At 67.4% G+C, this 13,780-nt stretch carries 12 protein-coding genes; 4 read left to right on the top strand and 8 right to left on the bottom strand.

Annotated elements, in window-relative coordinates; translation table 11 throughout:
- Positions 1–99: 99 nt before the first annotated feature.
- Positions 100–819, top strand: a complete 720-nt coding sequence (locus tag RM50_RS03535; protein ID WP_043450026.1) for a hypothetical protein — start codon at positions 100–102, stop codon at positions 817–819.
- Positions 820–916: 97 nt separating this feature from the next.
- On the opposite strand, the gene disA is transcribed toward RM50_RS03535, so the two are convergent.
- From disA to RM50_RS03520, 3 genes are all read right to left on the bottom strand, one after another.
- Positions 917–1,993, bottom strand: coding sequence for a DNA integrity scanning diadenylate cyclase DisA (disA, locus tag RM50_RS03530; protein ID WP_043450024.1), 1,077 nt, complete (start codon positions 1,991–1,993; stop codon positions 917–919).
- Between the two features lie 245 nt (positions 1,994–2,238).
- The gene (locus tag RM50_RS03525) at positions 2,239–2,766 is read right to left on the bottom strand and encodes a 2'-5' RNA ligase family protein (protein ID WP_043450021.1); all 528 of its coding nucleotides are present in this window, start codon (positions 2,764–2,766) and stop codon (positions 2,239–2,241) included.
- Positions 2,767–2,865: 99 nt separating this feature from the next.
- Positions 2,866–3,126, bottom strand: a complete 261-nt coding sequence (locus RM50_RS03520; protein WP_043450018.1) for a hypothetical protein — start codon at positions 3,124–3,126, stop codon at positions 2,866–2,868.
- A 196-nt stretch (positions 3,127–3,322) separates the two neighbouring features.
- Here RM50_RS03520 and RM50_RS03515 point away from each other — a divergent pair, with 196 nt between their 5' ends.
- Positions 3,323–4,936 (top strand): peptide chain release factor 3, encoded by a 1,614-nt coding sequence (locus RM50_RS03515; protein WP_043450015.1) that lies wholly within the window; start codon positions 3,323–3,325, stop codon positions 4,934–4,936.
- A gap of 6 nt (positions 4,937–4,942) precedes the next feature.
- Positions 4,943–6,172 carry a beta-ketoacyl-[acyl-carrier-protein] synthase family protein gene (locus tag RM50_RS03510; protein WP_043450014.1) on the top strand — a complete coding sequence of 410 codons (1,230 nt, stop codon included), beginning with the start codon at positions 4,943–4,945 and terminating at the stop codon, positions 6,170–6,172.
- A gap of 27 nt (positions 6,173–6,199) precedes the next feature.
- On the opposite strand, the gene RM50_RS03505 is transcribed toward RM50_RS03510, so the two are convergent.
- The 5 genes from RM50_RS03505 to RM50_RS03485 form a co-directional block, all read right to left on the bottom strand.
- Complete coding sequence (locus tag RM50_RS03505) at positions 6,200–7,549, bottom strand: MFS transporter (protein ID WP_043450012.1); 1,350 nt, start codon at positions 7,547–7,549, stop codon at positions 6,200–6,202.
- A 149-nt stretch (positions 7,550–7,698) separates the two neighbouring features.
- Entirely contained in the window at positions 7,699–9,027 is a 1,329-nt protein-coding gene (locus tag RM50_RS03500; protein ID WP_043450010.1) for an enolase C-terminal domain-like protein, read from the bottom strand.
- On the bottom strand, positions 9,024–10,637 hold the full coding sequence (locus tag RM50_RS03495; RefSeq protein WP_043450008.1) for an aldehyde dehydrogenase (NADP(+)): 1,614 nt from the start codon (positions 10,635–10,637) through the stop codon (positions 9,024–9,026). Before RM50_RS03495 ends, RM50_RS03500 begins: the two co-directional genes overlap by 4 nt.
- Positions 10,638–10,679: 42 nt before the next feature.
- The gene (kdgD, locus tag RM50_RS03490) at positions 10,680–11,594 is read right to left on the bottom strand and encodes a 5-dehydro-4-deoxyglucarate dehydratase (RefSeq protein WP_043450006.1); all 915 of its coding nucleotides are present in this window, start codon (positions 11,592–11,594) and stop codon (positions 10,680–10,682) included.
- Between the two features lie 141 nt (positions 11,595–11,735).
- Positions 11,736–12,620 (bottom strand): LysR family transcriptional regulator, encoded by an 885-nt coding sequence (locus tag RM50_RS03485; protein WP_043450004.1) that lies wholly within the window; start codon positions 12,618–12,620, stop codon positions 11,736–11,738.
- A gap of 149 nt (positions 12,621–12,769) precedes the next feature.
- Between RM50_RS03485 and RM50_RS03480 the strand changes: the two genes are divergently transcribed.
- Complete coding sequence (locus tag RM50_RS03480; protein WP_043450001.1) at positions 12,770–13,780, top strand: tripartite tricarboxylate transporter substrate binding protein; 1,011 nt, start codon at positions 12,770–12,772, stop codon at positions 13,778–13,780.

Below are 13,780 nucleotides of genomic sequence, written 5' to 3'. Positions count from 1 at the left end.
ATGCCTTCCGGCGGCCCGCAAACCGGCTGTGACCAGAGTGACGGGGGTGCGGCGGCGTGGTGGCAAGGCAGAACAGGCAGTGTTCCCTAGCCTAGGAGGATGGGCAGGCAAGGCAATTCACCAGCACGCGGCACGGCATCGGGTTCCAGCAGCGTCCGGAAGCCCAGCCCCGCCGTGTACCGCCGCCGGCGGCTGGTGGCCGGTGGGGCGCTGCTTCTGGTGATCGCGCTGGTGGTCAGCGGCTTCGCGTTGGCCGGGGCCTTCAAAGGCGGTTCGCAGCAGGCATCCTCCACCGATCCGTCGTCCCCGAATCCGTCGTCCCCAGCTCCTGCCACCTCCCAGGCTTCCCCGTCTGCTGACGCGACCCCCTCTGCGTCCGCGCCGGCAACCCCGTCCGCCACGCCGTCGCCCACTGCCTCCGCCACCCCCACCTGCAACCAGAACCTGGTCACCGTGACGGCGTCCACGGACAAGCCGGCCTACGGACCCGGGGAGAACCCGCTGCTTACCCTGAAGGTGACCAACGGCGGCACCGTCCCCTGCGAGGTCAACATCGGCACCTCGCAGATGGAATTCCTGGTGACCAGCGGATCAGACCGCATCTTCTCGTCCAAGGACTGCCAGGCGTCCAGCGAGGACCTGGTCAAGGTGATCGCACCCGGCGCCAGCGAAACCGCCAACTTTCCGTGGAGCCGGAACCGCAGCGCCGACGGCTGCAAGGCCGTGGCCGCCGCTCCGGGCGGCGGCGGGGCCTACTACATCTTCACCGCGAAGCTGGGTTCGCGCGCCAGCCCCAAGGCCGTCTTCCAGCTGAATTGAGCTGCTGCTTCATCGATTGCTGCGTAATTGTCGTTTTCAGGCCTCATAACGACAATTACGGAGCACTCGATGAGCGGTGTCCCACGGATGGGAATTTCTAGAGGAAGCGGTCCAGGAGGCTTGCCTCGGCCATCCGGCTCAGGCCTTCACGCACGGTGCGGGCGCGCTGGTCGCCGATGCCGTCGACGGTCATGAGGTCGTCGATGGTGGCCGCCATCAGGAACTGCAGGCCGCCGAAGTGGTCCACCAGCCGGTCCGCCACGGCCTTGGGAACAGCCTTCAGGCCGGAGAGCAGCCGGTAGCCGCGGGGCTGGACGACGGCATCGAGGTTGGCCTCACCGCCCGCGAACCCCACGATCGCGGAGATCTTTCCGAGATCGATCAGCTCGGTGGGACCGAGGCTCACCAGCTCATTAACGGCCTTGTCGATGTCTTCCGCGGAAGCATTGGGGCTGGCGTAGTCACGGATGATCACGTCGCTGCCCGGGCCCCGGCCCACGGTGAGCTCGTCCAGCTGGAGGGATAGGAGCCGGCCGTCTTCGCCCAGTTCCAGGACGTACTGGGAGATCTCCTCGGAAATGCGGCGGACCATCTCCTGCCGCTGGAGGGTGACGGCCACGTCCCGCACCGTCACCATGGCCTCGATTTCCAGTGCGGACAGCGAGCTGGTGACCTGGTCAAGGCGGGCCACGTACCGCTCGAGGGTGGCCAGGGCCTGGTTGGCGCGGGCCAGGACGTTCTCCGAGCCCTCCAGGACGTGCCGCAGCCCATTGACGTAGAGGGCGATGATCTGCATGGACTGGCTCACGGAAATGACGGGCACGCCGGTCTGCTTGGCCACCCGTTCCGCCGTACGGTGCCGGGTGCCCGACTCCTGGGTTTCGATGCTCGAATCCGGGACCAGCTGGACCGCGGCGCGCAGGATGTTGCCGGCGTCCTTGTCGCAGATGATGGCGCCGTCCATCTTGGCCAACTCACGCAGCCTGGTGGGCGAGAACTCGATGCCGATGTCGAACCCGCCGGAGCAGATGGAATCGATGGTGCGGTCGGAACCGAGGACGATCAGTGCGCCGGTGCGGCCGCGCAGGATCCGTTCCAGGCCGTCGCGGAGGGGCGTCCCGGGTGCCACCCGGCCCAGAGTGGCCCTCAGCGATTCTTCGGGGCTCCGCGCCATAGGTGTTTCCCTTCAACGGTGCGGACTGCCACCCGCAGGAATGCCGGCGTCCGCAGTTGGCCGGCAGGATCAAAAAGTGCTCTGATTCCCGCAAGCTCAATGATAGGGGCAAGAAACGCCACTTCCGCACGGGCAAGCCCCAAAGTGCCCCATTAGGGGGTGCCCGGAAGGGCTGGAAAAATGCCTGGTGGCCACGTAACCCGGACGGCCACTTTGGGTCCGGTGCGCCGTGCCTCAGGGGTTGGTCACGCGGGTGGGCCCAGCGGCGTGAGCGTTTTGGTGTTGCTGTCCCAGAGCCGCGCCGCCGTACACTGTCCGTCCACGCGCAGGTCCAGGAGGTCCATGGCTGCGCCCAGCTGGTCCCCGCGGATCCGGCGCGAAATGGTGACGTGCGGGGTCCAGGCGCCCGGGGCGGTCATCGGCAGGGCACCCGACAGGTCCCGGTGCAGCCCGCGGTGCAGGTCCAGGAGGGCCGCCGACAGGAGGACTGCCCTGGCCAGGACATACTTTCCGCTGCCCGCAGGAAAGACAACCGCTCCGGACAGTGCGATGTCCATTGGCAGCCGGTGCCAGGGCCCAGGGCCACCGTCCTGCAGGTCCGGGCCGGCGCCGACGTGCTGTAGGGCCGCGCCGGCGGCAAGAGTGATGTGCGGGGCGTTGCTGGGGGAGGTATGCGTTGCCAGGCTGGGAAGGCCTGCGGCCTGCAGCCGGGCCCAGTCGTCCCTGACCAGGGCGTCCGTAACGCTGTCAAAGACCAACTCGATGCTGCGCATGGAACCATCATGCCGGTCCCAGGCAGCGGGACCGGCCCGCGTTACCGGGGGGGGCACCTGCGTATCAGCTGGCTGGTGCCGCCGCGCCGCCGTCGTGGCTCAGCGTTTCCGTTCCCGGAGCATCCGTTCCAGGTCCCTGCTGACCTTCGACAGGGACGCGGCCCGAAGCGCCTTATGCTCCGCCGGCGACTGCACCCCGCGCCGCCGGGGCGGGCCGGACGGATCCGCCTGCTCCTGCACCGGCCCTCTTGCTGGTACTGGCCCCTTTGCTGCCGCCGGGCCGCCGCCCAGGGCTGACCCCAGGTTGGTTGCCAGAGGATCGAAGAAAAGGTTCCCGGAGAAGGTGGCGCCATGCATCATGCGCCCACGCTAACGGCATGGCATTTCGCGGCCTTGAACGCCCGGTTTCGCCCGCGTTAAGCGCAGCCCCGCCGGTTTGCGGCCCTGCGATAAACTTGTACTTTGGCCGTTTGCCAATTGCATTCCCCGCCCTCGAGTCGCAGCGCAGTACCCGACAGGCCCCAGGGCAGCCACAAACCGCAGCGAAAGTAGCACCGTGTCCCAAGATGTCCTGACCCCCGCCCGGATCTCCGAGATTCACAAGGAAGCGGGCCGCCGCAGGACTTTTGCCGTCATCTCCCACCCGGACGCCGGAAAGTCCACCCTCACCGAGGCGCTGGCCCTGCACGCCAAAGTCATCGGCACTGCCGGGGCGTCCAGCGGCAAGGCCAACCGCAAGGAGACGGTCTCCGACTGGATGCAGATGGAAAAGGACCGCGGCATCTCCATCAGCTCCGCCGCCCTGCAGTTCTCCTACCGGGACACGGTCATCAACCTCCTGGACACCCCCGGCCACGCCGACTTCTCCGAAGACACCTACCGGGTGCTCGCCGCCGTCGACTGCGCAGTGATGCTGGTGGACGCCGCCAAGGGCCTGGAAACCCAGACCATGAAGCTCTTCGAGGTCTGCAAGCAGCGCAACCTGCCCATCATCACGGTCATCAACAAGTGGGACCGGCCCGGCCTGGACGCCCTGGCACTGATGGACGAAATCACCGAACGCACCGGACTGCAGCCCATGCCGCTGACCTGGGCCGTGGGCATCTCCGGGGACTTCCGCGGCGTCTGGGACCTGCGGAACGACCGCTTCGCCCGGTTCCAGCGCAACAACGCCGGCGCGCAGATCGCCATCACCGAATACTTCACCCCCGAGGAAGCCGCGGCAGACCAGGGCAGCAACTGGTCCGACGCGGTGGACGAGGCCGGGCTGGTGATCGAGTCCAACCTCGAGTTCGACGTCGATGCCTTCCACGCAGGCAAGGCCACCCCCATCCTGTTCAGCTCCGCCGCCCTGAACTTCGGCGTCAAGGAACTGCTGGATGCGCTGGTGGACTTCGCCCCGCCCGCAGCGCCCCGGCCGGACATCGACGGCAACCCCCGCGCGGTGGAAGCCCCGTTCTCCGGCTTCGTGTTCAAGGTCCAGGCAGGCATGAACAAGGCCCACCGCGACCATGTGGCCTTCATCCGCGTCTGCTCCGGCGTCTTCGAACGGGGCATGGTGGTCACCCAGACCCGCACCGGAAAGTCGTTTGCCACCAAGTACGCCCAGCAGGTGTTCGGCCGCGAACGCGAAGTCATCGACGAGGCCTATCCCGGCGATGTGGTGGGCCTGGTCAACGCCTCGTCGCTGCGCGTGGGCGACAGCCTGTTCCTCGAAAACCCGGTGGAATACCCGGCCATCCCGCTGTTCGCCCCCGAGCACTTCCAGGTGGCCCGGTCCAAGGACCCCAGCAAGTTCAAGCAGTTCCGCCGTGGCATTGAGCAGCTCGAACACGAGGGCGTCATCCAGCTGCTCCGCTCCGATCTCCGCGGCGACCAGGCGCCGGTGCTTGCCGCCGTCGGCCCCATGCAGTTCGAAGTGGTGGAGGACCGCATGGCGCACGACTTCAGCGCGCCCATGCGCCTGGAACGCCTGCCGTACTCGCTGGCCCGGATTTCGACGGCGGACGCCATGCCCGCGCTGGCCAACGTGCCCGGCGCTGAGGTGCTGCTGCGGTCCGACGGCGAGTACCTCGCCCTGTTCAACGACGTCTGGGCGCTGCGGCGGATCGAGAAGAACCACCCGGACCTCACCCTCATGCCCATCGGCACGCACAACCCCGCAAAGTAGGGCCTCATGGCTGGCATCGAATCCCGCGCACTGGTCACCGGCGCCGGCACCATCAACCCCTTGGGTTCCACGGTCAAGGAAACCTGGGAGGCCCTGCTTGACGGGCGTTCCGGGATCGCGGCGCTCGGGGATGACTGGGCGGCGCAGCTGCCGGTCAGGATCGCCGGGCAGGTCACGGCAGAGCTTTCGCAGCACCTCAGCACGCGTGAGATGAAGCGGATGGACCGGTGCGGCCAGCTGGCGCTGGTGGCCGCCCGGGAAGCCTGGGCGCAGGCCGGCAGCCCGGAGGTGGATCCCGAGCGGTTCGCCGTGGTGATCGGCTCCGCCTACGGCGGGCTTGGCTCCACCATCGAGCAGGACCGGACCCTCGCCGCATCAGGCCCCCGCAAGGTCTCGCCGCACACCCTCACCCGCCTGATGGTCAACGGCCCGGCCGCATGGGTGTCCATCGACCTCGGCGCCCGCGGCGGCGCACGGACCCCCGTCAGCGCCTGCGCGTCCGGGGCTGAGGCGATTGTCCAGGCAGCCGAGATGATCCGTTCCGGTGCTGCCGACGTCGTGATTGCCGGAGGCGTGGACGCTTCCGTGAACGACCTGGTCATCAGTGGCTTCTCGCAGATCCGTGCCCTGTCCACGTATGCCGGTGAGCCGCAGCGGGCCTCGCGGCCGTTCGACGGCGGCCGCGACGGGTTCGTGCTTTCAGAGGGCGCCGCGGTGGTGGTGCTGGAGAGCGAGGAGCACGCCCGCGCCCGGGGCGCCGCCGTGCTCGGTGCAGTGGCCGGGGGCGCGGTGACGTCCGACGCGAACGACATCGTGGCCGCCGACCCCGCAATGCAGCGGCGGGTGATGCAGAAGGCGCTGGATTCGGCTGGGATGCAGCCCGCGGACATCGGATTCGTCCATGCGCATGCCACCTCCACGCCGGTGGGCGACCGGCTGGAAGGGCAGGCCATCAACGCCGTCTTCGGCGCGGCTCTCCCCGTGACCTCCACGAAGGGGCATACCGGACACCTGCTGGGCGGCGCCGGGGCGCTGGCCGCCGTCGTGGTCCTTGAAGCGCTCCGCGAAGGCAAGGTGCCCGCGACGCTTAACGTGGAGGAACTGGACCCCGAAGTGGACCTCAATGTCATCACCGAAGGCACCCACCAGCTGCGGGCGGATCATGCCCCGGCAGGCCTGGTGAATGCCTTCGGTTTTGGCGGCCATAGCGTGGCCCTGGTGATTACTGGCGCCTGACTTCCGGCGGTTTCGAGGCCGGGGGCGTCAGGAGCGGCTGGGAACCGCCGCCTCCACGGACGCGTCCGCAGCTTCCCCGGCCGGTTCTGCAGTGCGGCGTTCCCTGAGGAAGTAGACCAGGCCGGCGGCCACCGCGGATGCAGCGGCCAGGGCGAACAGCCCGGGAATTACGCTGCCCGTCTGTTCCTTGATGATGCCGAAGCCGAACGGTGCCACGAATCCGCCCAGGTTACCGAGCGAGTTGATGATGGCGATGGCAGGGGCCAGCACCAGCGGGTGCAGGCCGGACTGCGGGATGGTCCAGAACAGCGGGGATGCGCTCTTGAAGCCCATGGCGGCGATGGCCAGGAACACCAGCGCCAGCACGGGGGATGCGGCGGCGGCCGCGTACGTGCCGGCGGCGGCGACCAGGAGCGCAACCACCAGCAGGGGTTTCCTGGATTTGGCCTTGTCCTGCCACTTCGCGGCGAAGTACGTGGCGACGACCGCACAGATCCAGGGGACGGAGGACAGGAAACCGGCGGAGAGATCCGTGGTCCCCGGAATCCGCTTGACGATGCTGGGAAGCCAGAACGTGTTGGCGTAGATGGACAGCTGGATGGCGAAGTAGATGCCGCACAGGAGCAGGATCTGCGGGTTCAGGAGCATCTTCCAGCGGTTGACCTTGCCGGTGTCCGCCGTGGCGTGCTGTTCATCCTCGGCGCTGATCGCCCGCGCCAGGGCCGCCTTTTCTGCCGGGGACAGCCACCTGGCGTCCTCGATCCTGGCGTCGAGCAGGAAGAACACCACGATGCCCACCAGCACGGAGACAACGCCTTCGAAACCGAACAGCCACTGCCAGCCGCGCAGGCCCAAGGTGCCCTGCATGCTCAGGAGCATCCCGGCGATGGGCCCGGAGATTGCAGCCGCCACGGAGGAACCGGCGATGAACACAGCGGTCGCCTTGCCCCGCTGGCCTGCCGGAACCCAGCGGGCGAAATAGAAGATCACGGCAGGGAAGAAGCCGGCCTCCGCGGCGCCGAGGAGGAACCGCAGGATGTAGAACATGGCTTCGTTCTGCACGAACGCCATGAGGAAGGAGACGATGCCCCAGCTGACCATGATCCTGGTCAACCAGACCTTCGCCCCGTACTTTTCCATCATCACGTTGCTGGGCAGTTCGAAGATCGCGTACGCGATGAAGAACAGGCCGGCACCGAAACCGTAGGCGGCGGCGCCGATGCCGACGTCGGCCTGGAGGTGGTCCTGGGCGTAACCGATGTTGGAGCGGTTCAGCTGGTTGCAGACCAGCATGACCAGCATGACCGGGAGCACGCGCTTGAAGAACTTCCTGGTGGCGGATGCCAGGTCCAGGACGGCGTTGTCCACAGACTTCATTGAGTGTTTCCTTTGGGTGGGGACAGGCAAGGCGGGGGCCTTGGAGAAATGTACCGGACAGCTGCCGGGGAGCGGCCACGGCAGCTGTCCGTGACGGAGGGTCCGTCATGGAGCCCTCTGCCGGTGGGACGTTGGTTGACGGTGCCTTGTCAGCGGACCAGGCAGGGCCTCTTGGGGTCGAAGGACCAGCCGTCGATGTAGTACTGCATGCCGATGCTGTCATCGCGGGCATCGAGGCCGTGCTCCAGGTACAGCTGGTGGGCTTTGTCCAGGGCGCCGCGGTCCAGTTCGATGCCGAGCCCGGGCTTGTCCGGTACCTCGATGGCACCGCCCTTGATCTGCAGTGGTTCCTTGGTGAGGCCCTGGCCGTCCTGCCAGATCCAGTGCGTGTCCAAGGCGGTGATTTCGCCCGGGGCCGCTGCACCGGTGTGGGTGAACATGGCCAGCGAAATGTCGAAGTGGTTGTTCGAGTGTGATCCCCAGGTGAGGCCGAATTCGTTGCACAGCTGCGCAACCCGGACCGAGCCGTGCATGGTCCAGAAGTGCGGGTCGGCGAGAGGAATATCGACCGCGTTGCTCCTGACGGCGTGGGACATTTCCCGCCAGTCCGTGGCGATCATGTTGGTGGCGGTCTTCAGGCCGGTGGCGCGGCGGAATTCGGCCATGACTTCGCGGCCGGAGAAACGGCCTTCGGCGCCGCAGGGGTCTTCGGCGTACGCCACGACGCCCTGCATCCGCCTGCCCAGCCGGACCGCCTCCTCGAGGAGCCAGCCGCCGTTGGGATCCAGGGTGACCCGCGCATCAGGGAAACGCTGGGCCAGGGCGGTAACCACGTCCACCTCATCGTCGCCGGACAGCACGCCGCCCTTGAGCTTGAAGTCGCTGAACCCGTAGCGTTCCTGGGCGGCTTCGGCGAGGGCGACCACGGCTTCCGGAGTCATGGCCTCCTGGCGGCGGAGCTCCTCCCAGCGGTCCGCGGGGTTGTCTTCCACAAGGTAGGGCAGGTCCGTCCGGTTGTGGTCGCCGACGAAGAACAGGTACCCGAGCATCGGCACCGATGTCCGCTGCTGGCCGTCACCCAGCAGTTCCGCCACGGGGACCCCAAGGAACTGACCATGCAGGTCCAGCAGGGCGGACTCGACGGCGGTCACGGCGTGCACCGTCGTGCGCAGGTCGAAGGTCTGGAGCCCGCGGCCGCCAGCATCGCGGTCAGCGAACGCCGCCGCAACCCCGCGCAGCAGTGACCGGTAGCGTGCCACCGGTTTGCCCTTGAGCAGGGCGCCCGCCTCTTCGATGGTGGTGCGGATCTTCTCGCCGCCGGGAACTTCACCCAGCCCGGTCCGGCCTTCCGAGTCGGTGATGATGACGATGTTGCGGGTGAAGAAGGGACCGTGCGCGCCGCTGAGGTTCATCAGCATGCTGTCGTACCCGGCGACCGGCACCACCTCGATGCCGGCGATAAGGGGCTGGTTGCTCATGCGCTGACTTCTGCTTTCTCTGCTGCGGGGACCACGTCGCCGTCGATGCGGCGGTTGAGGTGCCAGGGGTTGCTGTCCTGCAGGGGCTCGGGGAGGAGCTCCTGGGGAAGGTTCTGGTAGGCGACGGGCCGAAGGAACCGGTGGATGGCCAGGGTTCCCACGGAGGTGGTGCGGGAGTCGGAGGTGGCGGGGAACGGGCCGCCGTGGACCATGGCGTGGCCTACTTCCACTCCGGTGGGCCAGCCGTTGACGATGATACGGCCTACCTTCTGTTCGAGGACGGGGATCAGGGGCGCGGCGGTGGAGTAGTCCTGTTCGGTGAGCTGCAGGGAAGCGGTGAGTTGGCCTTCCATCCGGGCAGCGGCCTGGAGGAGGTCGTCGGTGTTGTCGTAGCGGATCACCAGGGACGCGGCGCCGAAGATTTCCTCGTGCAGCACGTGGTTGTCCAGGAACTGCCGGACACCGGTGCCGAAGATGGTGGGGGCGGGGGCGTTTTCGGTGGGGCCGGGGGTACCCTGGCCGAGCAGTTCGACGCCGGCCGCGGAGCCGAGTGCCTCGGTTCCGCTGTTCCAGGAACCGGCGATACCCTCCGTCAGCATGGTCTGTCCGGCGCAGGCCGCGGCGGCGCGGGCGACGGCGGCGGCAAGTTTGTCGCCTGCCTCACCGGTGGGGGCGAACAGCAGGCCCGGGGAGGTGCACAGCTGGCCGGAGCTTCCGGTGACGGCCGTGAGGTAGGCAGCGGCGAGGGCGTCGATCTGTTCGGCGGAGCCGTTGAGGGCGCCTTCGAAGACGAAGACCGGGTTCAGCGAGGACATCTCGGCATAGACCGGGATGGGCTCGGGGCGGGCGGCGGCAGTCTTCATCAGGGCGATGCCGGCGGACTGGGACCCGGTGAAGCCCACGGCCTTGATGGCGGGGTCGGCCACGAGGGCCTGGCCGATGCTCGCACCGGGGCCGTAGATCAGGGAGAACACACCCGGGTGCAGGCCCGCGTCCCGGACGGCTTTGGTGACGGCCTGGCCCACGAGTTCGCTGGTGCCGGGGTGGGCGTTGTGGGCCTTGAAGACCACGGGGCAGCCGGCGGCCAGGGCAGAGGCCGTGTCTCCGCCCGCCGTCGAAAATGCGAGCGGGAAGTTGCTGGCGCCGAAAACCGCCACCGGGCCGAGCGGGACCTGGCGCTGGCGGATGTCGGGGCGCGGCAGGGGGGTGCGGCCGGGGAGGGCGGGGTCGATTCGGACGCCGCGGAAGTCGCCTTGGCGGACCACGCCGGCGAAGAGGCGCAGCTGGCCGGTGGTGCGGGCCCGTTCGCCCTGCAGCCGGGCCGCGGGCAGCCCGGTTTCCTGTGCTGCACGGACGATCAGTTCCTCGCCAATGGCGTCGATGTTGTCCGCGATGGCCTCCAGGAACGCGGCGTGGGTGTCCGGGTCCAGGGTGCTGAAGGACGGGAAGGCTTCCTTCGCTGCGGTGGTGGCTGCCTTGAGCTGTTCTTCGGCCAGCAGTGTGTAGGCGGGCTGCAGCGCCTGGTTGGTGGCGGGGTTGAATCCGGTGGTGGTCTTGCCTTCGCCGGCAACCGTCCGGCCGGCGATGAGTGAGTGCCCGGTGAGGGTCATGGGTTCCTCCTGTGGTTGGCGTGGTGCCGTCTGCGGTGACGGCTAGGAAACGGTGGCGATCAGGGCCTTCAGGTCCGCAAGGTCCTGCGGGGCCAGGTTCTGCAGCGGGGGCCGGACGGGTCCTGCGGAGCGGCCGACGGCGTCCAGCCCGCCCTTGACGATCGAGACAGAGTAGCCCTTCACGCGGTCACGGATATCCAGGTAGGGGATGACGAAGTCGTTGAGCTTCTTGTTCACGGCTGCACGGTCGTTGTTGCGGACATCCTGGTAGAAGTCGAGGGCAAACTGCGGAACGAAGTTGTACATGGCGCTTGAGTAGGTGCTCATGCCCAGCTGCAGCAGCGGCAGGGCGAACGTCTCGGCGGTGGGCAGGCCGCCCAGGTAGAACAGCCGGTCGCCGAGCTTGGCGTAGACGCGGGCGTCGTGTTCCAGGTCGCCGACGCCGTCCTTAAAGCCGATCAGGTTTTCGTGCCGGCCGGCGAGGGTTGCCACCGTGGTGTCCTTGTAGATGGCGTTGGCCCGGTTGTAGATGATGACGCCAAGCGAGGTGGCCTCGCAGACGGCGCTGACGTGCTCCACCAGGCCGTCCTGGTCGGCTTCGGTCAGGTATGGGGGCAGGAGGAGGATGCCTTCGGCGCCGGCTGCTTCCGCCGCCTGGGCGTTTGCGATGGCCTGGGCGGTGGAGCCGCCCGCGGAGGCGAGGACAGGGACGGTGCCTCCCACTTCCTCGACGGCGGTGCGCACCACGTGCTCCGATTCTGCCGGTGTGAGCGAGAAGCCTTCGCCGGTGCCGCCGGCGGCGAACAGGCCGGCCACCGGAAAGCTTGCCTGCCACGCCAGGTGCTTGCGGTAGTTCTCTTCATCGAACTGCAGGTTGGCGTCGAAAGAGGTCACAGGGAAGGACAGCAGGCCTTCCTTGAGCGTGTCCGCGAGTTCCTGGGGTGTGTACTTAGCCACGGTGTGGTCCTTCGGTGTGTGCGCCGCGCGGCGGCAGGCTGATGGTTCCACTCCAGAGTAGGAGCGGTCCCGATGCCTGTCTAAGTGCATTTTTATATGTATTGATACCTTCCCGGCATCGAGCAGCGCTGCATCCCGGAGCTACTCCATCGCGAATTCCAGGTCCTTCAGGAGGCGGGAGAGGGCGGGGTTGGTGATCCGCCGGTTCCACAGCGCATGGAGTTCCACCTGCTCGCTGTCGCCGCCCTCGAGCGGCAGGAATTCCACCCCGCGGATACCCAGCAGGGTGGCCGAGTGGGGCACGAATGCCAGGCCCCGGTTGGCGGCAACCAGCGACACCATGGTGAGGATCTGGCTGACCGTATGTACAACATTGGCGTGCCGGATGGGGAGCATGCGCACCACCAGGTCATAGAAGTAGCGGGCCTGCGTGGGGGAGTGCATGATCAGGGGCTCCCCGCTGAAATCATCAGCGGTGATGCTCCGTCCCAGCCGTCCGAGGGGATGGCCTTCGGGGACGGCCAGCATCATGGATTCCCTGTAGAGCAGGTGTGAGTCGAAGCTCTCCCGGTCAAAGGGAGGGCGGGCCAGCCCCAGGTCCAGTTCGCCGGTCAGGAGTCCTGCCAGCTGGTCGCCCGTGACGAGTTCGTGCAGCTCGATGTCCACGTCCGGGATGATGCCCGACAGTTCGTCCAGCAACGGTCCCAGGATGCTGAAGCCGCTGGCTGCCGTGAACCCGATCCGCAGCACGCCCGACTTGCCGGAGGCAATCCGGCGCGCCGTCACCGGGGCCCGCTCGGCCAGGGCCATCAGCCTGCGCGCCTCATCAAGGAAGGTCCGGCCGGCGGACGTCAGTTCCACCTTCCGGTTGTCCCGCTCCAGCAGTTCGGCCCCCACGATCTTTTCCAGCTTCTGTATTTGCCGGCTGAGCGGAGGCTGCGTCATGTTGAGCCGTTCCGCTGCCCGGCCGAAATGCAGCTCCTCGGCAACGGCAATGAAGCCGGCCAACTGGTCGAATGTGAACATGATGCCTTCCGGGTATCAAATGATGCAGATAAGGGCTTAGACAGGCATCATAGCTGCTCCCTACACTCGACAAAGCGAAGCGGGGGTGACCCCCTTCACAGCTGTTCCGGGCGCCCCAGCCCGCACTTGCACTTGCCCTAGGAGTCCCAATGATGCACTTCCCGTCACGCCGCGCCGTCCTTGGAACGGCGTCCGCCTTCACCCTGCTGGCGCTGACCGCCTGCGGCGGCAATGTTGCCGGCGGAGCCGCGGCCGGCAACACCTCCAAATACCCGTCCGGGCCCGTCACCATGACCGTAGGCCAGGCGGCCGGCGGCAGCACCGACCTCATTGCCCGGGCACTCGCCGACGGAGCGGCCAAGACCTTGGGTGCTCCGATGCCGGTGGTGAACAAGCCCGGGGCAAACGGTGCGCTGGCCACGAAGGAGGTTGCCGGCAAGCCGGCCGACGGCCAGGAGTTGGTCCTCCTGACCGCGTCGCTGGTCACCATCACGCCCCTGGCCGTCAGCAAGGACGAGGCCGTCAACCTCGATGACCTCGATATCATCACCGGCCTCTCCCAGGATGACTACGTCCTCGTGGCCAGCCAGGGCTCCGGTTTCAAGAGTTTCAAGGATGTCACCTCGGCCGGGCGCAACATCACCTTCGGCACCACCGGGGTGGGCACCGGCAGCCAGCTTGCCCAGACGGTGCTGTTCAAGCAGGCCAACGTGCAGGGCACCGATGTCCCGTTCGACAGCGGCAAACCGGCCCTGACCGCCGTCCTGGGCAACCAGGTGGAGCTGGCCACGGTTCAGCTTGGTGAGGCCATGGCCCAGATCCAGGCCGGGAAGGTTGCGCCGCTGCTGGTCTTCTCCGAGGAGCGCAACAGCTTCCTGCCGGATGTTCCGTCGGCAAAGGAGGCGGGCTATGACGTGCCGGTGGCGCAGTACCGTGCCGTCGCGGCCCCGAAGGGCACGCCACAGGAGGTCAAGGACAAGCTCGCCGCCGCCTTCAAGGACACGTTCAGCTCCGATGCCTACAAGGAGTTCAACAAGAAGAACCTCCTGACCCCCAAGGAGATTTCCGGCCAGGAAGTGGCTACCCAATGGAAGGACTACGCCGCGAAGTACAAGTCCTTGGTGGAGAAGTACGGCATCAGCCTCAGCGGGAACAAGTAA

This window comes from Pseudarthrobacter phenanthrenivorans (genome assembly GCF_000813845.1).
Lineage (GTDB): Bacteria > Actinomycetota > Actinomycetes > Actinomycetales > Micrococcaceae > Arthrobacter > Arthrobacter phenanthrenivorans_B.
This window is presented reverse-complemented; position numbering and strand designations above follow the sequence as displayed.

Coding starts and splice junctions, on each gene's coding strand:
- RM50_RS03480 (WP_043450001.1), top strand. CDS start 12,770: ATGATGCACTTCCCGTCACGCCGCGCCGTCCTTGGAACGGCGTCCGCC.
- RM50_RS03485 (WP_043450004.1), bottom strand. CDS start 12,620: ATGTTCACATTCGACCAGTTGGCCGGCTTCATTGCCGTTGCCGAGGAG.
- RM50_RS03525 (WP_043450021.1), bottom strand. CDS start 2,766: ATGCGCAGCATCGAGTTGGTCTTTGACAGCGTTACGGACGCCCTGGTC.
- RM50_RS03510 (WP_043450014.1), top strand. CDS start 4,943: ATGGCTGGCATCGAATCCCGCGCACTGGTCACCGGCGCCGGCACCATC.
- RM50_RS03500 (WP_043450010.1), bottom strand. CDS start 9,027: ATGAGCAACCAGCCCCTTATCGCCGGCATCGAGGTGGTGCCGGTCGCC.
- RM50_RS03505 (WP_043450012.1), bottom strand. CDS start 7,549: ATGAAGTCTGTGGACAACGCCGTCCTGGACCTGGCATCCGCCACCAGG.
- RM50_RS03495 (WP_043450008.1), bottom strand. CDS start 10,637: ATGACCCTCACCGGGCACTCACTCATCGCCGGCCGGACGGTTGCCGGC.
- RM50_RS03520 (WP_043450018.1), bottom strand. CDS start 3,126: ATGATGCATGGCGCCACCTTCTCCGGGAACCTTTTCTTCGATCCTCTG.
- RM50_RS03535 (WP_043450026.1), top strand. CDS start 100: ATGGGCAGGCAAGGCAATTCACCAGCACGCGGCACGGCATCGGGTTCC.
- disA (WP_043450024.1), bottom strand. CDS start 1,993: ATGGCGCGGAGCCCCGAAGAATCGCTGAGGGCCACTCTGGGCCGGGTG.